This is a genomic window from Candidatus Poribacteria bacterium (assembly GCA_028820845.1).
In the GTDB taxonomy this organism is placed as follows: domain Bacteria; phylum Poribacteria; class WGA-4E; order WGA-4E; family WGA-3G; genus WGA-3G.
Window position 1 is genome coordinate 26704 of the sequence record JAPPII010000124.1, and the last position, 23004, is coordinate 49707.

The 23004-nt window shown below is 48.0% G+C and carries 20 protein-coding genes and 1 pseudogene; 10 read left to right on the plus strand and 11 right to left on the minus strand.

From position 1 onward, the window contains the following. Positions 1 to 27: 27 nt before the first annotated feature. Both OXN25_23930 and OXN25_23935 read left to right on the plus strand, forming a co-directional pair. Positions 28 to 609 (plus strand): isoprenylcysteine carboxylmethyltransferase family protein, encoded by a 582-nt coding sequence (locus OXN25_23930; GenBank protein MDE0427919.1) that lies wholly within the window; start codon positions 28 to 30, stop codon positions 607 to 609. 381 nt (positions 610 to 990) lie between these two features. Continuing rightward, entirely contained in the window at positions 991 to 1680 is a 690-nt protein-coding gene (locus OXN25_23935) for a hypothetical protein (protein MDE0427920.1), read from the plus strand. 67 nt (positions 1681 to 1747) lie between these two features. Here the strand turns inward: OXN25_23935 and OXN25_23940 are convergent, their stop codons facing one another. The 3 genes from OXN25_23940 to ggt form a co-directional block, all read right to left on the minus strand. Further along, positions 1748 to 2701, minus strand: a complete 954-nt coding sequence (locus OXN25_23940) for an NAD(P)-dependent oxidoreductase (GenBank protein MDE0427921.1) — start codon at positions 2699 to 2701, stop codon at positions 1748 to 1750. Between the two features lie 82 nt (positions 2702 to 2783). Further along, the gene (locus tag OXN25_23945) at positions 2784 to 3101 is read right to left on the minus strand and encodes a Rieske (2Fe-2S) protein (protein MDE0427922.1); all 318 of its coding nucleotides are present in this window, start codon (positions 3099 to 3101) and stop codon (positions 2784 to 2786) included. 195 nt (positions 3102 to 3296) lie between these two features. Then, complete coding sequence (gene ggt / locus OXN25_23950) at positions 3297 to 4898, minus strand: gamma-glutamyltransferase (GenBank protein ID MDE0427923.1); 1602 nt, start codon at positions 4896 to 4898, stop codon at positions 3297 to 3299. 218 nt (positions 4899 to 5116) lie between these two features. On the opposite strand from ggt, the gene nusB reads away from it, so the two are divergent. The 6 genes from nusB (at position 5117) to OXN25_23980 (ending at position 11091) form a co-directional block, all read left to right on the plus strand. Next, positions 5117 to 5551 (plus strand): transcription antitermination factor NusB, encoded by a 435-nt coding sequence (nusB, locus tag OXN25_23955; protein MDE0427924.1) that lies wholly within the window; start codon positions 5117 to 5119, stop codon positions 5549 to 5551. 32 nt (positions 5552 to 5583) lie between these two features. Further along, positions 5584 to 7398 carry an NHL repeat-containing protein gene (locus OXN25_23960; GenBank protein ID MDE0427925.1) on the plus strand — a complete coding sequence of 605 codons (1815 nt, stop codon included), beginning with the start codon at positions 5584 to 5586 and terminating at the stop codon, positions 7396 to 7398. 122 nt (positions 7399 to 7520) lie between these two features. Next, positions 7521 to 8183, plus strand: coding sequence for a hypothetical protein (locus OXN25_23965; protein MDE0427926.1), 663 nt, complete (start codon positions 7521 to 7523; stop codon positions 8181 to 8183). A gap of 14 nt (positions 8184 to 8197) precedes the next feature. After that, positions 8198 to 9046 carry a peptidyl-alpha-hydroxyglycine alpha-amidating lyase family protein gene (locus OXN25_23970; protein MDE0427927.1) on the plus strand — a complete coding sequence of 283 codons (849 nt, stop codon included), beginning with the start codon at positions 8198 to 8200 and terminating at the stop codon, positions 9044 to 9046. A gap of 3 nt (positions 9047 to 9049) precedes the next feature. Then, entirely contained in the window at positions 9050 to 10072 is a 1023-nt protein-coding gene (locus OXN25_23975; protein MDE0427928.1) for a hypothetical protein, read from the plus strand. A gap of 137 nt (positions 10073 to 10209) precedes the next feature. Beyond that, positions 10210 to 11091 carry a DUF1932 domain-containing protein gene (locus OXN25_23980; GenBank protein MDE0427929.1) on the plus strand — a complete coding sequence of 294 codons (882 nt, stop codon included), beginning with the start codon at positions 10210 to 10212 and terminating at the stop codon, positions 11089 to 11091. A gap of 38 nt (positions 11092 to 11129) precedes the next feature. On the opposite strand, the gene OXN25_23985 is transcribed toward OXN25_23980, so the two are convergent. The 8 genes and pseudogenes from OXN25_23985 to OXN25_24020 form a co-directional block, all read right to left on the minus strand. Next, positions 11130 to 11486, minus strand: a complete 357-nt coding sequence (locus tag OXN25_23985) for a kelch repeat-containing protein (protein MDE0427930.1) — start codon at positions 11484 to 11486, stop codon at positions 11130 to 11132. After that, positions 11460 to 11540: pseudogene (locus OXN25_23990) on the minus strand (kelch repeat-containing protein). The gene OXN25_23985 and the pseudogene OXN25_23990 overlap by 27 nt, the downstream one beginning before the upstream one ends. Before the next feature lie 114 nt (positions 11541 to 11654). Continuing rightward, the gene (locus tag OXN25_23995; protein MDE0427931.1) at positions 11655 to 12512 is read right to left on the minus strand and encodes a hypothetical protein; all 858 of its coding nucleotides are present in this window, start codon (positions 12510 to 12512) and stop codon (positions 11655 to 11657) included. A gap of 288 nt (positions 12513 to 12800) precedes the next feature. Continuing rightward, the gene (locus tag OXN25_24000; protein MDE0427932.1) at positions 12801 to 15341 is read right to left on the minus strand and encodes a dockerin type I domain-containing protein; all 2541 of its coding nucleotides are present in this window, start codon (positions 15339 to 15341) and stop codon (positions 12801 to 12803) included. Between the two features lie 63 nt (positions 15342 to 15404). Further along, the gene (locus tag OXN25_24005; GenBank protein MDE0427933.1) at positions 15405 to 18308 is read right to left on the minus strand and encodes a sigma-70 family RNA polymerase sigma factor; all 2904 of its coding nucleotides are present in this window, start codon (positions 18306 to 18308) and stop codon (positions 15405 to 15407) included. Between the two features lie 185 nt (positions 18309 to 18493). Further along, positions 18494 to 19603 carry a hypothetical protein gene (locus OXN25_24010; protein MDE0427934.1) on the minus strand — a complete coding sequence of 370 codons (1110 nt, stop codon included), beginning with the start codon at positions 19601 to 19603 and terminating at the stop codon, positions 18494 to 18496. 262 nt (positions 19604 to 19865) lie between these two features. Then, entirely contained in the window at positions 19866 to 20669 is an 804-nt protein-coding gene (locus tag OXN25_24015) for a hypothetical protein (protein MDE0427935.1), read from the minus strand. Positions 20670 to 20687: 18 nt separating this feature from the next. After that, on the minus strand, positions 20688 to 21125 hold the full coding sequence (locus OXN25_24020) for a hypothetical protein (protein MDE0427936.1): 438 nt from the start codon (positions 21123 to 21125) through the stop codon (positions 20688 to 20690). 78 nt (positions 21126 to 21203) lie between these two features. Between OXN25_24020 and OXN25_24025 the strand changes: the two genes are divergently transcribed. Both OXN25_24025 and OXN25_24030 read left to right on the plus strand, forming a co-directional pair. After that, positions 21204 to 21455 carry a hypothetical protein gene (locus OXN25_24025; GenBank protein ID MDE0427937.1) on the plus strand — a complete coding sequence of 84 codons (252 nt, stop codon included), beginning with the start codon at positions 21204 to 21206 and terminating at the stop codon, positions 21453 to 21455. A gap of 131 nt (positions 21456 to 21586) precedes the next feature. Continuing rightward, on the plus strand, positions 21587 to 22813 hold the full coding sequence (locus tag OXN25_24030; GenBank protein MDE0427938.1) for a transposase: 1227 nt from the start codon (positions 21587 to 21589) through the stop codon (positions 22811 to 22813). The last annotated feature ends 191 nt before the right edge of the window (positions 22814 to 23004 follow it).

Sequence of the window (23004 nt, forward strand, 5' to 3'; positions counted from 1 at the left end):
AACCCACTCGTTGGCGCGATACAAAACATGACTTCTGCAAAGATTGGCAACTTCTTCTTCAAAATCCGTAGTTACACGCCGATCCCCTTCATCTTTGCACTCCTCTATTTCGCTAATCCCGCATGGTATACAGTAGCGATCGGTGCACCGTTTATTACCATAGGTGAATTCCTCCGAATATGGGCAGTCGGCTATGCTGGCGCGTCCACCCGTGCCAGAACGCTCGGTGCCGCCCGGGATCTCGTCACAACGGGTCCCTATAGTTACGTCCGAAACCCACTCTATCTCGGCAATTTCCTACTCAGCTTCGGGGTCTGTCTTGTCGCAAATGTCTATTGGCTCGTTGCTGTCTTGATTGTGGGTTATTTCTTCCAATACCTTCCAATTATTGCACTGGAGGAGGCATATCTTTTGGAGTCTTGTGGGCATGTCTATCGGGCATATCAGAAGCGGGTCCCCCGTCTCCTGCCACGTTTCCATCCCTATCCCGAACCATCTACCCACGATTTTTCTTGGACACGCGCCATTAAAAGTGAGAAGCGCACCTTAACAGCAATCCTCTGCGTTGTCGGATTAATTTTCGCGCGGCAGCTCGTAGATGTGTCATAATAACCGGAGCCACATACAATGTCCAACACATTCCCAAAGTTCCCAAAAACCACCAAAACAACATGGCAGAGCATATTAGCGAATCCATTGATTTTCGGTATTGTTATAATGGTTCCGTTGGATGTCGTCTGGGAACGTCTGATCGTGCGGAAACTGATTGCTTTTTCAATTACAAAATCGATGGGTGGATTAACCTTATTTGTTGGATTTATGTCAATCTTACTCGGGTTTTTTTTGATTCTACGAAGTATTTTCTGACTCACAATTTTCTTGCCATTAATTTCCCAATCGTATATTATGCACAACAGTGCTATCAGGTACAGGTTTAAGGTTAACTCACTTGTTTGAAAGACAACTTTCGGAAACAGGAGGAGACCACTCATGAAAAAGGTATGCTTTTTACTCACGATTCCATCTGCTCTTCTGATGCTGCTGGTCTTGTCTGTGAACCTCGCTTCAGCGAAGACGTTTAACAACGACTTTGAGACAGGCGATCTCACGGATTGGGAAGCAGATGGAGAAGCGTTTGATTTTCAGCCCACTTGGGGCGATAACCCAACGGCACGGAACCGCGGTCAGCCTTCGGAACATCAGGGCGATTGGTGGTTAGGGTTATACGAAAAGTATCAGGGACCGGATAAAGGCAAGAAACTCGGACAGAACCCAGGTGCCACTCAAGGCGATGGCCCTCAAGGTACCCTTACCTCAATCGAGTTCACGATTGTCGGAAAAACGATGAATTTCCTCATCGGCGGTGGCAATCACCCGTGGAAAGATGATCCGGCGCCCTGCAGTGTTAACTTGGAGATTGATGGCAAAGTTGTGCTCACATCAACCGGCAATAACACCGAAACCATGGCACGTGTAGAATGGGATCTCTCTGGATTTGATGGGGAGACAGCCCAAATTGTTGTTGTGGATAACAACAGCGGCGGTTGGGGGCATCCAAACTTTGATGATATACATCAAGCCGATTCCAGAGGCAGAAATATCCCCTGGGAACAGGTCCTCACTGTCGATGCCCGCGGTAAGTTAGCTGCCACTTGGGCGCAAATGAAGAAGTATTACTAAACCAATAGGAAAATTAGACAATAGCAGTACATTTTCACGCCTTGGGGGGTGTAATTACCTTCACCCTTCAAGGCGTTATCTGTTCGAGTCCTGCCCGCTCACGGAAGCGGTTGAACGTTTTCAGAATCCCCTGCTCCATCGTATACGCAGGTGTAAATCCCATCTCCTCAGCAATTGCTGTCGCGTCATAGTCCCATGAGATGCCAAACACCCCCGTTTCTAGTGTAATCTGCGCGTCCGGTACCAGCGTCTTAAGATACGCCACGCCTTCCTTGACCGGTCGAATGCCACCTTTCACATTAAAAACGCGTGTCCGTGTTGTCGGACAAGTACACGCCAGCACAATTGAACTCGACACATCTTCCACATACTGCCAATCCACTGCGTCATCACCGAAAGGGCAGACGTGCGGTTCACCTAACGCCACTGCTTCAATCATTTGCGTCGTAAAAGAGCTCATGCCACGCGTCCGCCCGACTCCATAAACAGCAGTGAACCGGAGTCCAATGGAGTCAACCCCGTAAGCGTCGAAATAGTGTGTTGCATACCTCTCGTTCAGAGATTTACACGCCCCATAGATAAACTTCGGGTAGTGCGGCGCATCGTTGAGAATCTGTTGGTGGTTGTAATCTTCTGGTGCACCGAAGACGGCAACACTGCTTGCCCAGACAACCCGTTTGAGATTGAAAATACGCGCCGCTTCCAGTATGTTGATTGTCCCTTCGCAGACGACTTTCAGTGCTTGAGGTGGATTCGCATTGCACGCTGGCACCTGCCACGATGCCAGATGAATAATCCGATCAATCTTATGTTCTTGGACAGTGCGTAAAACGTGTGGCAGGTCGGTAATATCGCCCTGCACGAAAGTGAACCCTTCAATTTGGTCGTCCCTAAGTACCATCTTTGGGATGGTTAAGTCGTAAGCGAAATCGTAAACGACTACCTTTTCACCAGCAGCCAGCAGGTCACGGATCACATAAGTACCGATGCATCCCATGCCACCGGTGAGCAGATATGCCATATTTTTTCTCCTATTTGAAAGGCGTGATCACACGATCACGCCGCCATACTAAAACCCGCGTACAACGTATTCATTAATTGCTTTAGAGCGGCGTTTCGACATCTACAAGGATATCTTCACCCTCCACTTTAACAGCATAAGTGGGCTGTTTCTCCTCCCCTGGCCAGACACACTCACCAGTCGTCACGTCAAACTCCCACATGTGGAGTGGACACGTAACACAGTTATCATCTAAGAAACCGTAACTCAAAACGCCACCAAGGTGTGGACAGATGTTGTTCATAGCGTAATACTCGCCTTTCACGTTGTAAATACCTATGAAAACACCGTCGACTTTTACACCAATACATTTGCCCGGTTGAATTTGATCCGTTGTCGCGGCTTTTACAAATTGTGCCATGATTTCTCCGTTTTTTCGCGCCTGTCACAAAGCACGAAGTTGAAGTCACATCGGGAAACCTTACCAAAGGTTTCCAATTGATGTAATTGCTTCCGAAAGTTTTCGGTTCAAGGATTTGGTCTCGAGATGACCAGAATCATTAGACACCGAGACCTACTTGCTAAACCACATGAAACACGCCTGCCAAAACGCCTGTTACTTCGTCATTACTTTGCCTTCGCCTCGCGGGTCTGTCCCACCGTCATGCCGTACCCCATCTTCCCATAGGCGAATACCGTGTCCAGGACCGCCGATACCTGCGCTTGGCGTAATCTCGTGTCCAAGTTTCCGCAACGCTATCAGCGTCTCTTCACCCGCACGCGGTTCGACTTGAATCGGTTCGGCACCATCGGTGTGAAGCCTCGGGGCATCCAACGCCGCCTGTATTGGTACCTGAAGGTCCATAAGACTAACGCTAATGTTCAACTGGTTATTCGGAATAGTCCTACCTCCCGGTATACCGTACGTAGCGAAGGGCATCCCTTCTCGTGTGGCAAGAAACGGAGCCATATTATGAAGTGGACGTTTACCGGGTCCAATTGAGTTCGCAATGCCAGGTCTGGGATCAAAACGTCCGACACCGTGACCAAACAGCAACCCCGTACCAGGCACCGTCACCATTGAGCCGAAACCACCGCCGTGCGTTTGTGTCAGGGATACCATATTCCCTTCTGCATCTGCAGTAGAGATATGACTTGTGCAGTTCATCGGTTCGTAGTAGACGACTTCTCCGGGTTGCGGAGATTGAAGACCGGCTTGTAGTTTCTTCCTGAGTGTAGCGATGAAGCTATCAGAGAGTTCTGTTTCTATGTTTATATCAACAAACTCTGGATCGCCGAATCGACGGAGCCTTTCGGGCCAGCACACTTTCATCGCTTCAGCGAAAAGGTGAAACCTTTCGGCGACCGACATTACTGCCATGTCAAATTCTTCTACCAATCGCAGCATTTGTAAAGTCGTTAGTCCCCCCGCACCCAAAGGTGCCGTATAGACCGAATAGCCGCGATACTGAATTTCGTAGGGGTGAGTGATAAATGGACGGTAGTTCTTCAGATCCTCCACAGTGAGACAACCCCCTAATTCCTGAATGTGGTTCGCGATTGTTTCAGCGATTGACCCTTCGTAGAATGCCTCACGTCCGCCTTCCGCGACTGCCTCCAGGGTCCGAGCAAGTTCAGGGTTCGTGAGTCTTTCACCTTTCTTCGGTGCTCTACCGTCTTTCAAGAAAACGCGCGCCGTTTCTGGAAAATCTTTTTTCCATCGCTCGGCGTTTCCTGCCATACCACCCCGATTCGTACTGTTCGGGGCGTAACCGTGGCGTGCTGAATTGATGGCTGGACGCAGCACATCCGCAAGCGGTAGGCTTCCAAACTCCGACAACGTTAAACACAAGCCAGCCACAACTCCCGGCACCCCGATGGATTGTGGTCCGTGGACATTTACACGTCCTGGCACACGATACCCCGCAACTGCGTCTGGAGCATCTTCAATTGTAAACATATCTTCAGAAGCAGCAGCGGGCGCAGAGGTGTTGTAGTCTATCGCAATAACATCTTGTGTCTCCTTACGATAGATGAGTACACAACCCCCATATCCGGCAATGCCGTTGTGCGAGGGTTCAACAACCCCTTCTGCGAAAGCAGCGGCAACTGCGGCATCAACGGCATTTCCACCAGCAAGCAGCATCTTAAACCCTGCCTCTGCAGTGCGAGGGTGTGGTACAACAACTGTACCATAATCTCTTTTGCGTAGATTCACAGATCTCTCCTTTCACTCAAGGCTAATAGGTGAGATTTTAAAACTTTTTCACAGAATTGTCAAGTATTTCAAATATTTGTGCCAGAGGCATTCAATAACCGACACCTGAAAACTAACTTGACACCTCGCCTAAAATGGTGTATAATACAAACTAATACGCGCACCCGAACAAATGCCTTTATATTAGTGACGATAAAAGGCAGCAATAGGAATATATAATGTTCTCTCGCAGACAATCACGCATCGCAGCGATGCAAATGCTATATCAAATTCAACTTACTGAGACACCGGCGCAAACGGTCATAGATGGGTTTTCACAGCGTCAAGATACATCAGCAGAGCCTTGCTCTTTTGCCGTGCAACTCGTTGAAGGCACCACTGCACATCTCGAATCTATTGATACGCTGCTTCAAAACACCTCTAAAAACTGGAAACTCCACCGAATGCCTATCGTAGACCTCTCAATCCTACGATGCGCGACTTATGAGATACTCTATCTCACTGACGTTGATCCAGCCACCGCGATCAATGAGGCTGTTGAGATTGCCAAGTCTTACAGCACGCCAGACTCGCCTAAATTCATTAATGGTGTCTTAGATAATATCCGAAAAAAACACCTGAACCCACCAAATCATCAAAATATCTGTCCATGAGAAAGGTCAATCGCTCGTCCAAAAAATAGCAAATGTCTAAACTAAGAAACTTTATACTCTGTCTTCTGTTCTTATTTTCGATGTCTCTAAACGCCGCTGGAGAATTCAAATTTGTTAGTGAGTTCGGTGGAAAAGGGGAAGGCGAGGCGCAATTCGCAGAAACCTTATTTATGGCGTTCGGGCCTGACGGTGCCATATACATTACAGATACGGATAACTTCAGAATCCAAAAATTCGATGAAACCGGAAGTTTTGTATTCGACATTCAGATGGCGGCAGACAGCGAATTTCGATTCATCAATCCTACAGATATTGTTGTAGGGACGAACAATGCTATCTATGTAATGGATTGGATGTTCATTGAGATTTCCAACCCAACGCCGCAAGTGCCACCGGAACTAAAAATCTTCAACTACGCGCCATGCGTCCATAAATTCGACGCGCACGGTACCTTTGTCGCAACCTACCCAATTCAGGATTTCAGCAAACGGGTGGCACCCCTTGAAGCAGCCAGCCCCGGACTCGATGCCGACGGCAATTATATCCTCATTATTCCGCAGGGCGACACAAAGCGCAATTTTTTGCTAACTGTAGACAGACGCGGCAATCTCTATGTCTGTGATGCTGGAGGTCGAAACAAACGCATTTTCAAACTCGATGCTAATGGCAAACCTCTTGCTCGCTATCCGCTCAGACAATCCAGAACGGGAGACTTTATCTATCCCGTCGATATAACCGTTGACGAAACCGGAAACTTCTATATTGTTGATGAAAAAGGGCACCGCGTGCTGAAATATGGTGCTGATGGGGAATTTTTAAAGGCTTTCGGCGAATATGGAGACGCAGCGGGGCAATTTATTGAGCCTTTCCAGATAGCGGCTTTGGAAGACGGAACGCTGCTCATCGCCGATACAGCGAAGTATCTTAAAGATTTCGTCTCCACGCTTCCAATGCGACTTGATGATCCAACGAGACGGCTTACCGATGTAACCCGCCTGTTTCGCTATCGTCTAAAACGGATTCAGCGATTTACCACTGATGGCGTGTACACCCAAAAACTGCTGATTCCGTTCCAGCGGGAGGTTGAAACGGATGTCGCACTCCAACTCAAAGGCATTGATGGTACTGGAAACCTTTACTACCTCAATCCAGCCGAATTGCGATTTAGGAAGTATGCACCAACGCAATCCCTAATCTCGCCGATGTTCCAAACAGAACTCAAACTCCGTTATACACGCGACTTGCACGACGTTGAAATTGACAATCAAGATGACTTAGACGCGGACCTTTATACCAAATCTGATTTTGACGAACAGATTGTTCAGGATACAGCAGATGCAAATCTAATTGTATCTTACGACATCAACGAAGCCTACCGACTCGCGCTCTCCAACAGGCTTACTTTTATCCGATCCACCGATACAAGTTACTATCGCGCACGGGATTTTGAAGATTTCCGTGGACGTTTCAATCAAGATGATAGAACGACGGAAACCTCTTGGGACGATCGAGTCCAGCTTGATTTCACGTGGATACGCGACCATAGCCTCTACAATTACCGAGAAGCGCGTGCATTCGTCTACTTCAGTGTTGTCCGCGTCGGTTTTATTAACGATGCCCTTGACCGGTTCAACTTCCGATACTTCGACTTCAACGCGAATCTCTCTGACTGGGGCGCAGGCATATATTACGACTTGAGCCGAACGTTCCGTCTGAATTTTGAAGTCACACACTTTTTCGGTGAGAATAGATATACGTATGTTGATGAGACAAATGTCCTCTATGCCACCGGTTTTCAAGAAGCGGATCTCATACGCGCCGTTTTGTTGATAAATGGAGTCTTTTAAAAAAAGTTGCAATATATCCTAAAATTAGGTATTATTGAGCTTAGAATCCTTTTGAGATATGTTCAAAAATACCTTAGCAGCCAAAAGGTTTGGTAGAACCCTCTGAAGGGAGATTTTCAGAGATGCAAACATATCCATTATCACAGCTCACCGAAGATGCACTCAACGCGCTTGTGACCCTACACGAAGAGGAAAGTAACCTGGAGACTTGGGAGGAAAGGCAAGCAACTTTGACTTCCGAAGAGCAGATGCTGCTTGATTCCTTCAAAGCAACCCTGTACCGACGCAATCTGGTGCCAATGAACGAAGCCACCCTTTGGTCTCGGGCAATTTATCCACTTTTACGACTTGCAGAACAGGGGCGAATTCAAGCATGGGCAGGGGTACCCCTGAAAGCGACCTACCCCAAGTTTGAACTTGAAGGCGAAGCCGATGGTGCACTTGCCCCTTCTATTGGAGGTAAGATTCGCACACCGTATCTCATTGTACATGAAGCTAAGAGAGGTTTGACAGCTGTTGATCCCCAATATCAACTCTACGGTGAGATGCTCGCTGCCGCATGGCTCAATTATAAAAATACAACCGCTCTTGAACAAGAGATTTTTGGATGCTATACTGTTGTTGACAATTGGACTTTCGTCCGCGGTGTGGTCGGCGACATTGAGAGCGAAAAACCAACCCTCAATATTGAATTCGGTCCCGTCTACAACGGGGTACTTGAAGCGAAACGTATCGTTCAGATTCTGAAATCTATTGTCGCTCAGCACATCGACATTGGCACCTAATAGGAGGTTTTACCATGGCAACTTTTGGAACAGGTGATTATCAATATGAGGTCGTAGAAGAGTGGGGGATGATTCCCCAACTCGGACTCGTTTCAGGGGTGGCGTGTGACTCAAATGATCGCGTCTACGTCTACAATCGGAGTCCACAACCCGCAATGCTCGTTTTTGAGGCTGACGGCACATTCGTCACCGAATGGGGCAAGGATATCTTCCAGAAACCGCATGGCATCTGGATTAGCCCCGATGACGAAATTTACACCACAGACACTGTCGATCACACTGTTCGGAAATTTTCGCTTGACGGCGAACTGTTGGAGACATTCGGCACTGTCAATCAACCCGGAGCACCAGGCGGTCCCTTTAATGAACCCACACGTGCTGTCCTCTCGGCATCGGGTGAGATGTACGTCTCTGACGGCTACGGACAATCGCGGGTACACCGAATGACCGCAGACGGCGAAGTCATCGTTTCGTGGGGTGCACCAGGCACGGGACCGGGAGAATTTAATCTACCGCACGATGTCACCGTAGACCACAACGATCGCGTCTATATTCTCGACCGCGGGAACCTCCGCTGCCAGATTTTCAACAATGACGGTGAATACTTGACCGAGTGGACAGACCTCCGCTCGCCGAACGATCTCTTTATTGATAGTGATAATGTCATCCACATCGCCGAGGGTGGACAACGCATCAGCATCATGACGCTTGAGGGCGAAGTCATCGGACGATGGGGGGAGAAAGGAAGTAATCCTGGTCAATTCAGTGATTCCCCACACGGCATCTGGATCGATTCAAATGGGAACATTTACGTCAGTGAAGTCGTCGCCGACAGACGTTTCCAAAAATTCGCGAGGATTTAGTCAGTGTTGAAGAAACGTTACCTTTTTATTCTTACTATTGTTTTTATCGGTGTTATCGCGTGCACATTAGGATTGGCGGATGAGGGACATGAACATTCAGGCGATAAGATAAAGGAACTGATAAACCGGCCCCTTACCTTGCAGCTCGCAATCGCTGCGCTTGTCATTTCATTCGTGCTTGGCGGTTTGCACGCATTAACACCCGGACATGGAAAAGCCATAGTCGCTGCGTATCTCGTCGGTTCTAAAGGCAGAGTCATTGATGCGGTGTTCCTTGGGCTTGTTGTCACTTTTACGCACACCTTCAGCGTTATCGCGCTCGGTGTCGTCATGTTGGTGGCACAGGAGTTTGCACCCGAGGATATCGTCCCGTGGTTGAGTCTGTTTTCTGGGATTTTGATTGTTGGTATTGGCGCGTGGCTCCTCGCAAAAAACATGAAACAGTATTATAGCGGCGGTGTCCACAGTCACGGACATCAGCACCCTCATGGGCATGATCACGCACACTCACACGATCACGGTCATTCGCACGACGATGGGCATTCGCATTCACACGACCACGATCATGACCATGACCACGATCACGACGATGGACATTCGCATGATCACGACCATGACCACGGACATTCTCATGATCACGACCACGACCATGGGCATTCACACAGTCATGGAGGGCGGACGCATACCCATGTCCCGCCGGAGCGAACCGGTTTTTGGGGACTGCTATCGCTGGGTATCTCCGGTGGCATTGTACCGTGTGTTGATGCACTCATCGGACTTCTGTTTGCGATTAGCCTTGGCAAACTTGTGTGGGGTCTAATTATTCTGTCTGCTTTCTCATTGGGGCTTGCTGCTGTATTGGTTGCTATCGGTATCTTGATGGTAATGGCGAAACCGTTGATTGAGCGTTTCACAGGTGAAGGTGTCTGGTTACAACGCCTACCGATTGTCAGTGCCGCTGTTGTCATCTTGCTCGGTGCGGTATTGGTATTCAAAGCAATCAACACTGTCGGCGTTCACATCTGAAAAAACGCCACTGCTGTGTCTACCTTAGTGTTGTAGGTGCGGTTTGTAACCGCACCGGACATCAACGTTCAGAAACATTACCTTTATCCAGAATTTCGGATTTGACAAAGGAAAAGAGAAGGGAGTCTCAGCCTATTATGCCAAACACTGTCGGAATTTTAAGTCCTGGGGATATGGGACACACCGTCGGAGATGTGCTTCGTCAAAATGGTTTGCGCGTTATCACCTGTTTGCAAGGAAGAAGCAAACGCACGCGGGAGCTCGCAGAAAAAGCAGGTATCCAAGATGTCCCAACATACCCACAATTGGTAACCGAAGTAGACCTTATCCTCTCAATCATGGTGCCAGCACAGGCGATGTCTGCCGCTTCTGCAATCGCAGAAGCACTTCAACAGACAAACGCGACGCTAACTTATGCCGACTGCAACGCCATCGCACCACAGACGGTTCGCAAATTGGGAAAGGTCATTACCGAAGCAGGTGGGACTTTCGTCGATGCTTCCATTATCGGGCCACCCCCGCGGAATCCGGGAGCAACCCGATTTTATGCCTCAGGACCCGATCTCAGTCTATTCTCAGAACTCAGTAATCACGGCTTGGATGTACGACCACTCAGTGATGAGATTGGACACGCTTCTGCGATTAAGATGTGCTACGCATCCTTAACAAAAGGCTTAACTGCTCTCTGCACGGAATTGCTTACAGCGGCGCAGGTTTTGGGTGTTTCAGAAGCACTCACCGCCGAATTTCAGTTGAGTCAGTCTGCACTGTTTGAACGGATGGAGAAGGGATTGCCGGGTATGCCTCCTAAGGCGAGACGTTGGATAGGTGAGATGGAGGAGATTTCAGCGACCTTTGCATACGTCGGATTGACACCGAATATCTTAACAGGCGCAGCGGATATGTACCGCTTTGTAGGTGACACGCATCTCGCTGATCTTCCCCCAGAGGCACGCGACCAATTTCCGACTTTAGCGGAGCTCATCGAAATCTTGGCGAAAAGCCTTAAATCGGAGTAGACAACTGCATCGTCTCTATTGTATGAAGCGAGATACTGCTACTTCTCTGCGCCAATTTTTTTAAAACTTCCCCACGTTTTAACGAGTTTACCCGTTGGATCGACGCTCTGAGGAAATTCTCCCGTGTCATAAACCTCGACAGTGAGCAGTGCCTCTTCTGCATCCTCGATGTGTCCACCAAAGACGTAAATTTTTCCCTTTATGACTTCGGCGGTATGTCCGGATTTGCCAACCGGCATGTCGGGTTTCTGCGTCCAACGACCCGTTTCAGGGTGGTAGATGTCAATCGTTGAAAGATACCTAAAATCCCGTCCGTCACCTCGAAAAAATCCGCCCATCACATAGATTTTTCCGTTAATGGTAGTTGCAGTATGACTCGATTTTGCCTCAGGCATCTCTCCTATTTCTCGCCATTGATTTGTTTTTGGATTGAAAACTTCAACGCTCGAAAGAAAAGGACCCGGATGAAATGGAAAAGGTCAAGGTCCCTAAAGTCCAACGAGTTTTCATGATTTACCTCCATTGATTTTTTGAAAGTTTCTGAGTGAAACTTGGAACAAACGTCAATTGCTGGGTTGTGTTTTTGCTGCAACCCATGTTGTGGTTAGCAAGGACGGTTGGGGTGCAACTGGCAACGCATACTCTGGATCGAACCAATCACCACCAAAATTCCATATATTATCCGTCAACCGGGTCCGTCTGCCGCTGTGGACGTTGATTTTTAAAATTTGGTGTGCTCCATTAATTCCTTGTGTGTAAAGGACTTCTCGTCCATCTGGTGACAACTCAGGAGACCATGCATAAGGGCCGGCTTCATCAACAAGTTGTCGGAGACCGGTGCCATTGCGGTTGATGATAAAAATTGTATTTTTGTCCATCCATTCGTTGCGTTGCTGCCTATCCACGGGAACTGCATGGTTGTTTCCAGAAAAGACGAGCTGATGACCGGTCGCCGACCAAGATGAATGGCGTTGCCATTGTATCGCTTTCTTAGGTAGGAATTGTTTTCGCGCCCGTGTGCGGAGATTGACAAATGTAAGACGCTCCTCTATACTGCAAGCGATTCCGCTACCATCTGGGGACCACGCCGGATCAGTAGCATCCATGACGAACTCCATTTCTTTTTCTTTCCCTAAAGTTGCAATGTAGATGATCGACCTGGAACAGTTCCAGTCCCTAACACTATAAGCGATCTGTTTGCCGTCGGGTGCCCATGATGGATTGCTTCTATTAATTCTTCTTTTTCTTTTGAAGACGCGTCGGATATCGGATCCATCGGGATTCATCAGATACAAATCATGTGTGCCACCATCGCGATCGGAAACGAAAAGAATCTGTTCGCCGGTGGGGGCCCAGACGGCTTGAAAATCGTCTGCGCGATTTTGCGTTAAGTTCACCTGATGACTACCGTCTGTATTCATGATGTAGACTTCGTAGTTCCCATCGCGGACAGAAGTAAACAAGATTTTGGAGGTCGTCGGTGCTTTACCAGCAAAGGCTTCTGTTTGTATAACCAGAGAATAAGAACAACGACACCAATAACGATAATTTTTTTAGAATCAAATGCTCTTAACATGGATGGTTCTCCCTTATTCTGTTATAATAAAGCCGAAAATGTGTGAACACAGAAATTTGCGCCCTGCTCCGCTGGCGAGGTTTCCTAACCTCGCCAACTCTTGCAAATCACATTGGGTTGCGATCCAGAATGTCTACTTTAAAATTAACATCCGCCGCGTTGCTTTGAAATTACCCGCAGTGAGTGTGTAGAAATAGACACCACTCGCAACAGATTCTCCTAACGCATTCTTACCATCCCAATGCACTGCACGGCTACGCGATTCATAGATGCCCGCTCCTTGCGTGCCTAACGCGAGTCTTCGAACTAACTTCCCATCTGCCGCATGGATAGAGATTTCGACATGTGCAGGTTTTGACAACTGATACGGTATCCATGTTTCAGGGTTAAACGGATTCGGGTAATTCGGCAATAAAGCCGTCTGTTTCGGTGTTAATCTTGCAAGGAGTTGTTGTAGAATGAGAAAACCGCGTTGAAAAGTCGGGTCTGTTAGCGGTAATTGCTGGGTTTCCTGAATCCATTTTTCTAAATCTACAGTGCTGAACGTTTGAAGGACTTGGGCATTCAGAGCAGGCGCGGAACCACCTGAGCCTAAGGCACTCGCAACAAGGACAAGGTCCTGTATATTGACAGTCCCATCACCGTTGACATCCGCAGCCTTGTTTCCCGATTGCCCAAGATCTGATCCTGATTGCCCAAGATTTGATGCGACCGATACAAGGTCTTGGATGTTAACAAGACCATCCCCAGTGACATCCTCTTTGGGTCTTGGAGGTTCAATAGCACTTGATGTCGTGGAGGGATTGAGTTCCCATACGAGTACGGTCCCGTCCTTACTCCCGCTGACGAGGGTATTGCCATCTGGACCAAACGCTACACCGTCCACGTCATCCGCATGCCCAGCGAGCGTGCGGAGCTCGCTCCCCGTGTTGACATCCCAAAGACGGACGGTGCGGTCCCAACTCCCACTTGCGAGGGTGCCATCGGGACTAAACGATATGCTGACGATTGAATCCGTATGCCCTGTAAGTGTGTGGAGATGGTGCCCCGTGTTTGCATCCCAAAGACGCACGGTGTCGTCATAACTCCCACTGGCGATGATAGTGCCATCGGGACTAAACAGGACGCTGGCGGCTCCAGCCGTATGCCCTGTGAGTGTGTGGAGTTCGTTACCCGTGTTCGCATCCCACAAGCGGACGGTGTCGTCATAACCTCCGCTGACAATAGTCGTCCCATCCGGACTAAACGACGCACTTCTGACCCAATGCGTATGCCCTGTGAGTGTTCGGAGCTCGCTCCCCGTGTTCACATCCCAGAGACGAATGGTGCGATCACCACTCGCAGTTACGATGATTGTTCCATCTGGACTAAACGCTACATCTCTGATCCAATCTCTATGTTCGGTGAGTGTGTGGAGGTGGTGCCCCGTGTTTGCATCCCAAAGACGGGCAGTGTCGTCATAACTCCCGCTGGCGAGAATCGTACCATCCGGACTAAACGATAGGCTGTTGACCGTATTCGTATGTCCGGTGAGTGTGCGGAGATGGAGACCCGTGTTCGCATCCCAGAGACGGACGGTGCCGTCCTCGCTCCCACTTGCAATGGTCATCCTATCTGGACTAAACGCTACACTGATGACCCCAGCCGTATGTCCTGTGAGCGTTCGGAGCTCGCTCCCCGTGTTCGCATCCCAGAAACGGACAGTGCCGTCTTCACTCCCGCTGGCGAGAGTGGTGCCATCAGGACGAAACGCTACACCAATGACCTCAGCCGTATGCCCTGTGAGTGTGTGGAGATGGTCCCCTGTGTTGACATCCCAGAGACGGACAGTGTTATCGTCGCTCCCGCTGGCGAGAGCCGTGCTGTCCGGACGAAATGCTACGCTGTTGACCCCAGTCGTATGTCCGGTGAATGCACGGAGATGGAGACCCGTGTTCGCATCCCAAAGACGGATGGTGCGGTCCCAACTCCCACTTGCGAGGGTGGCACCATCTGGACTAAACGCTACACTGGCGACGGGAATCGTATGCCAGGTGAGTGTTTTAAGTTCACTACCCGTGTTGACATCCCACAGACGGGCAGTGCGGTCCCAACTCCCACTTGCGAGGGTGGCACCATCTGGATGAAACGCTACGCTGTTGACCCCAGCCGCATGCCCGGTGAGTGTCCGCAGATGGAGACCCGTGTTCGTATCCCAAAGACGGACAGTATTGTCTGTACTCCCGCTGGCGATAATCGTGCTATCCGGACTAAACGCTACGCTGAGAACCCCAGACCTAATAAAGTTTCTGCCCGGCTTCGTATGCCCTGTGAGTGTGTGGAGATGGCTCCCTGTGTTCGCATCCCAGAGACGGATGGTGCTGTCCGCACTCCCGCTTGCGAGGGTATTGCCATCTGAACTAAACGCTACGCTATTAACCTCAGCCGTATGTCCTTTGATCAGTTCAAGTGCTTCGTCAGTTTGTGCATCGTAAATCCAAATACCTATAGCACTTACAACTGCCAGACGTGTGCCATCTGGGGAATACTTTATTTCATTTATTTTTCCTTTACCGAGACGTGCTTTAGCACCTTCAGGTAATTCCAATGTTGTGTAGTCTTGCGCGAAGGTGTTCGGTACAATCGTAAATATCGCCAAAAGTCCAACTAAAATCGAAAATCGTGTGGTTTTCATCTGTATTTTTTCCTTAGTAACGTAAGTAACTTAGCACTGTTTTAACTAACAACTAACAACCGACTACTCCTCAAACGAGATGTGGAATATCCCACGACTATTAACAGCACTATAGAGTCTATCTTTAATGACAGCGAGAGAGATCACTTCATTTACACTTTCTGAAGAAATCTTCTGCCATCGGTTACGGATATCCAAGCAATAGACGCCCGCCTCGCCGGTCCCATAAACTTTGATACCATCCGTAGCAAATCTATCTATGGTAGGGCGCGCGCCCGCGCTATCTGTTAGCACCTGCCAATGCGCGCCGGTTTGTGAAGTTAAGACCCCTGCGTCTGTTGAGACGTAGAGGGTTGATCCTATAAAGGTTATCTCTTTGAAGTGCGTGAAACGCAGCGGCAGGCTGGATGTAATGTCCCGCCAACTGTGTCCTTCATCAAGCGACTGAAACAACCTGCCATCTCGTTGACCTACATAGATTGTTTCTCCCGAAACCGCCGTTTTGAATCCGCCTCTGTATTTCCCAGCATTCCAGTAATCATACCCTTGGCTATCATCTACCAATCCCGTATATGTCCACTCTGGATCGCCGACTTTCCATTTGAAGAGTCCCCTTTGGTATTCCACATAAAATGCATCGCTGCCGGCTGCAGCTGTCTCACCTTGCAGCCGAGTTATCGCATAAGGGGCATCAATTTGCATCCGAGCGATCGCATAAGAAGAGTTTGTTTTACGATCAAAAAGCGGGACACCTTGAACGGGGATTAGCATGTTGCCATCTGTAGATAGACGGAAAATTTGGAACTCCTCTGCTTCAGATGAAACAAAATAAAGCGTGTTCCCAACAACCGCAAACTTTGCCTCACCCGCGTGTTTCGTCCTGGGGTTAAGCACAACTCCCTGTCCATCAACTGGCACTTTTTTCCAAGAGATGCCGGTGTCGGATGATTGATAGACTTCATAGCCAGTATGTGCGTAGAGTTTGTTGTTGAACCCAACCAGATCGACTATATGTGTCCCAATTATGCCATTCATAAATGGATGCCATGACTCACCACCGTCAGTCGTGCGGTGAATACCCCATACACGCGCTTTATAATACGTTCTTTTGTTTACCATTACAGCTGGAAGGCTACTATGCCACAACCAACCCGAGTCGCTTGCAAGTTCTGTCCAAGTTTGTCCACCATCTGCTGAATGAAATTGATTGCAACTCAGTGCTAAGAGTGTTTCATCTCTTGCTAAAACCGTTATACCAGTATGTGCATGTCTAAGACCATGTACACCGGTGTGACTTATTTCGGTCCACGAAACTCCCAAGTCGGCTGAATGAAAGATCTTGACTGGCGGCGAATAGGTATTCTTCGTTGCTTCATAGAGTTCTGTGTCAGATAATTTCACCAGCAGGTCGGAACCTGTTCCAACATAGAGATTCTTGCCGGACACTGCTATGGAACAAATGGCATCTGGTGTATCCAACGGCAGTTTTTTCCAAATATCTGAATCAAGACGGTAGAGTCCGTTTTCTGTGCCTGCAAACACTGTTTTGCCAACAGCGGCCAGTGTGGAAATTTTCTCGGAAACCGTCAACCCATCATTAAAAGGCTGCCATTGCGTCCCACCATCTATAGATCGGAAAATCCCTTCATCTTTAAGCCCAAGATACATTGTCCTATCTGTTTGCGCATTACGCACGTGTGTCGCCTCTGTAATGATGAGTCCGACAGCATCTCCAGTTGGTCGGGGGCCCAGCGTCCTCCACGTTTCGCCGTTATCATCTAAAGTAAATATCTCATCTGTAGAAACAACATAAAGCCTTCCGTTATGCGCTGCCATCGGTATTCGAGATTCACCAATAGGGATACTCGCGTTGACGTGTATCCATGCGGTCGCATCTGCTGATAATCTGTAAATTCCTGTTGATGCAGCAGCATACACAGTTCCTTCAGGTGTAGCGAAGAGGTCACGGATATAACCCGCTGGCGGTCCTTTTCCCTGCGTCCATTGTGCAGTAGAAAATGTGGTGCCATCGTCCGACGTAACAGACGTTGGTGTCACATCAGAAACTTGCGGACTGCTCCCACTGCGCTTACCGGGCGTGGCTGCCTGACCGAATTGGTTCCGCACTGCCGGTTTCGCTGCAACATCAAGGACAATAGGCGCGTCAACGATTTCAATCGTCCGTTCCGATGCTGCCTCGAAACTGTACGGCTTCTGAAACCGAGCCAGAATTTGATTACTTGCACCGAGCATCAATAGAACCAAAACCACAGTTGTCCCGAAAGCCACCCACGGCACTAACGGTTTTCCAACCGGAGGGGCTGTCGGACTAATATCGGCAACTTGTCGCGTGATACGCTCGGTTACATGAGCAGGAAATGGGATACCTCCGAGTGTCTCACTGACTAAGAACTCTTCCCCTTGATCTCGTAAACGCTTAATGCCGCGGCGAAGCCGACTCTTAATCGTGTTGACCGATACACCTAAAAATTTTCCAATTTCCTTTGCTGTCATTTCTCCGAGATAATGGAGCGTCACCACCGTGCGTTCACTCTCTGGCAGCTGTGCAAGAAGTTTTTTCACCCGTTCATAGCGATGCTCCCTAACCTCTATCTCCCGCTGCTCCGATACATAACGCGTATAAGAGGATTTTTCAATCTCTGCCATGGGGGTGCCCTCCAGGGATTGGATCGTAGATTTGTTCTTTTTAAGCCATCTCAGGCAAAGTCGATTGGCAATTACATAAGCCCATCCCGCAAACTGATTCGGATTTCTTAATTTTGCGAGGTTCTTGTATGCTTGGAAGAAAGTATCTTGCGTAATCTCTTCAGCAGCGTGAAAATCACCAACCTTCCGCCACGCAAGCGCGTGGATACTCTTCTGGTGTTTTCGGACTAAGACACTGAATGCCGTGTCGTCACCTGACAAAATGCTGCGAATTAGATGAACATCGTCTTCTCGTTCCATCAGAATACTCCATGTTATAGTGAATTCTAAAAATAAATTCACACTTCCGCCCCACTGGTAGGCGAGGTTTCCTAACCTCGCCGATGCATAGTGTGCAAATAATTTCGGGATCCACTATAAGAGTTATTAGTTGTCGGTTATTAGTATTTGCGTTGTCCCATGGTGTGGTAAGTTTTCCTTCTATCTCAAGGTTGAGGCGGGTGTTTGCTTTTAAGTTCACCCCAACGCGTGGAGAGTTTGTTCATCGCCTCTACAGCACGAAACCCGGTATCAAATACTTCAACAGTAGCAACATACACCGTTTCTTTGCCCACGCCTTTTCTCCATGTCCCTCCGAGGACGTAGATTTTGCCATCGATTGCCGCTGCATCGTGAGGGATAAAGGGTATTGATATCGGGGGTATATCGCTCCATTTCTCTGTCTCTGGGTTATAAGCATCCACAGTCGCCAGATACTTCAGATCTCTGTTTTGCCAAACGAAACCGCCAATCAGGTAGATGACTCCATCAAGACTAACTGTCGAAAATGAAATCCTGAGATTTGGCATATTGGGTCTCTTTGACCATCTGTTGGTTTTTGGATGATAGACCTCAACGGTGGAGAGGTGAGGCCCCCCGTTCGCGCCTGGTGGCCATCCGGCACCACCGATCACATAAATGTCACCATTGACGACACCCGTCCGAACGCGATCTCGTATTGTTGGCATTTTAGGGTGCTTTCCCCAAGTATCCGTCTCCGGATCGTAAGATTCTACAAAACGAAAACGCCACGGGTTTTCAAGAAAATTCGATCCGCCTATGGCATAAATTTTCCCCGCAACAGCACTGATGCTAAACTGTCCACGAACGGTCGGCATGTCTTGCTTTCTCATCCAGGTATCAGTTTTCGGGTCGTAGATTTCAACGACTTTCAGGGGTTCATTATTTACAATACGTCTATCTATGCCATCATGTCCGCTTAGGACGTAAATTTTTCCATCCACGACTGCAGCCTTTGCGTTGGACCGCGGCGTTGGCATATCAGCAGCTCTGGACCATCTGTTGGTTTGTGGATCATAGACCTCTACGAGTGACATCCCAAAAGGACCATTTCTGTTTTCAAAGGGTGTACCGCCGATGAGATAGATCTTGTCGTTAACGACAGCGGTGGAGAATTTCTCTCTATGTGTCGGAAGTTGAGAGATAATTTCCCATTTTTCCGCAGTGCTGTTTTCTATAACTAATATATGGAATAGAACAACAGCAGCTAAACCAACAACAGTCCGTTGTAGATGTCTAAACGTTTTGAACATCATCAGATCCCCTCATCAACACAAAAATTGTCCGAACTTAGTACAAATTGTAAGTGTTACTATAAAACGTCACTTTACCGTACCTGTACTTACTTAAAGAGACAATTTTAAGGCGGAAAAGGTGCATAATCTACAAAAAGCTGAATTTTTAAGCAAAAAATAGCAGGATTTCTGGGAATTATTGAGAGGTTTTTGAGGGAAATATGGTAGGTTTTTCGAGAAGGATTCAGTGCAAAGTCAGTAGCGGATTTCAGTGTGCCGACGCTTACTCTTGAAGTCCAGGACGTTCAAAAATCAACGCTTGGAAGGCAGTCATATCCGTAAAAAACGAACGCATCAATCCAAACTCAGCCGGTGTAGCAATCGCACACCATAGAAGTCCTGATAGGTATCCATCCATCTTTAAACGTTCGTGCCAGACCTCTTTGAAAACTTGGGTGTGCTCCGCCATGAAAAAAGTAGACATGCCGATCTGGACGATTTGGGTGTGAAAGCCGGATATCTCTACATCGTTCTCCATTAACGGTGCTATCAGGTACGTCTGATGGAGTTCATGGAGTTTATCGAGTTTAAACATGATGTCATGTGGATCTTCAACAGTAATACCCCATTCTCGGACTTTGAAGTAGTAGTTCGTCCAGATTTCTAATTCTTCATCGCCCTTATCCGCTCCAAATGTCGCTTGGATACGAGCGCGTGCAGCAGTTCTTATACTGGGTGTGGGCATTGCAGCGATGTATGCCGAAAAATCTTCGTAACTCTCGCCTTCCACCGCTTTTAGAGATGTTAGGTACGGTTCACTCGACAGGACCCTTTCTAAATCGTTTGGGTTTTCGGATATATCCGTTCCCGCTGCGATTTCGAGGAGTTGCGCCAAAAGCTTTTCTTGTTCCGCAGTCAGTGGTTCGTGGGCTGACGCTTCTAAGTCACGTATAAGTTGATGGTGCAGTTCGGTGATAGTTTCCATTTCGTTGAACACCTGACCGGACCACGGAACAACAAAAACTATCCCAACAACAAGAAGCGCGACCCCTATACCGATAAGCGTCAGAAAAACGGGTCTCTTCATTTGATGCGTCCTTTTCTGTTAATCTCTTTGCATCCAGAAAGTTAGCATCATCGCACCTGCTCCAACAACAGTTATCGTAGGATAGTACCACCACAAGAACCGATTGCGTTTTTTCTCGATGGCTTTCCTTTGCTGTTGGATAATTGAGAGTGCTCTGTTTGCCCGTTCGAGGGAGGCAGGATCGTAGTTGACTAACATCCAGCGTTTAACGAACAATTCGTCCTCAGTAAGTTTGCGAATTTCAGCCTGCCATTCGTCTAACGGTGTTAGCCAACGTCCAAAGGAGGTGACACCTATTACAACAAGGGTTGGGAGTCCAGTGAGAGATCGGCTTTCTTTATGAATGGGTGGATTGCTTGCGGTTTCAACTGGAGTGGCAGCCGAAACATTTGTCCAGAGCATAGCAAATATTACCGTCCAAATTAAGGCAAAGCGCGGTACGAACGCTGATACCATGAATCTTTCTCCTATGGTTTAGGTTCAAAAAATCGCCCGCTATCCATTTCAGCAACGTGAAGAAGACATAGTTATCTGATGAGCGATGGTTATGTCTTCTTCGTTGGGATTCTGGATAGATTCCTTCAAAAAAGGTGTGTCTATTTCTCAATTGGGCTCCATCGTCATAAAGTACTTCCTGAATTTCTACCGCGTTTTCTCAAGGGAAACATAGAACATCCCACGGTGTTCCGTCGCGATATAAAGCCGATCGCCGTTAGTAACAAGCGAAGTGACACTATCCGGTACTTCTGGCGAAATCTGTTCCCATTCACCACGACTGTTCAATAAAGGGACGTAAAGCCCCATGCTTTAGCAGGGGCATATAAGTCCGCCCTATTGCATTAGGCCACAACGTGGAAACGTAAGAAAAACTTGACAAACAGAGTGAAATTGTGGTATAATTCTTATACATCGTGGCGGTGGAGTTCTACCTCCCGCTTGGGAGTGCCACCGCACCGTTTAGAACGCGGTATCACGATGTAAAGGCATTCACGATGTATATCACAACGACACTTAAACACAAAAGAACCGATGTTTTAGACGCGCTCGCACGTGAGTCTGGACGTTGCTTTTCCAAAGTCGTTTCACTGATGCGAAAAACGCAGAAGCGAAAAGGTTTTTGGTTGTCCAAAGGCGCGGTGCAGAAATACTTGAGACTTCGCGGATATGCCTTGCATTCTCAATCTGTGCAAGCGTGCGTTGATAGTTACTTTGATGCGCTGAAAAGTTTCTTTCAAGTGCGTAATTCCAATTCTGATGCCAAGCCTTCGAAACGGACACCTCGCTATTTCAAGGTGCGTTGGAAATCAGGAGCGATTCGCCACAAAGACAGTCAACTCATACTCTCTAATGGTAAAGGTCAAGAACCGCTTATTTTGAAAACCGACATAAAACCGAAATATGTTGAGATGTATTTTCACCGCGGTGCCTATTGGTTCGCTTTGGTCTCTGAAGTAGATGTGCCGCCAAAACAGGAAACGGGGATCACGGTTGCTATAGATATGGGCGAAATACATCCGATTGTCAGTCATGATAGCGAAAAAACGATAATCTATAATGGTCGATTGCTACGGTCTATCTTCCAGTATCGGAACAAAGTTAAGGCAAGTTTCCAAGCGAAAATAGACAGATGCAAGAAACGATCAAAACGTTGGTATCGGTTGATACGTGCCAAGCGTCGCGTTTTGGATAAACTCAACGCACAGATCAAGGATGCTGAACACAAAATCACATCAAGGTTTATATCCGACTGCCAGAGAGCGAAGGCGGATACGATTGTGATTGGTGACCTAACAGGTATCCGAGACCGTGCGAAGTTTTCCAAGAAGATCAATCAGAAGATTCACCAATGGGCATTCTCTCGGATGCAACAAAAAATCTGCTACAAAGCAGAAATGGCAGGTATCCGTGTTATCTCGACTTCTGAAGCGTATACTTCACAGACCTGCCCAAGATGTGCGAACCGAAAGAAACCTACAAATCGAAACTATCATTGTAACGCTTGTGGTTTCAAATATCACCGTGACGGTGTCGGTGCTATCAATCTTTGGAACAAAGTATCAGGGTTCTTGTTCAGCCCTGTAGTCGGGGCACTGGCAGCCCCCGTAGGTGTCAAATTCCATTGGCACTTATGTCGCTCTGGATAACCAGAGAATTGTCCTATAAGGAACAAAGGAATCACCCACGCTTTAGCGGGGTGAGGATGTCAACAGCGTCGTGAAAGCACTGTCGTCTCCTGCCAAACAGCGATGAACCAGCTGTGTATCTTCGTGTTTCATCTAATTTCTCCCCTTTAAGATACCGATGCGCGTTTTTCACACGCAACTATCGTACGACT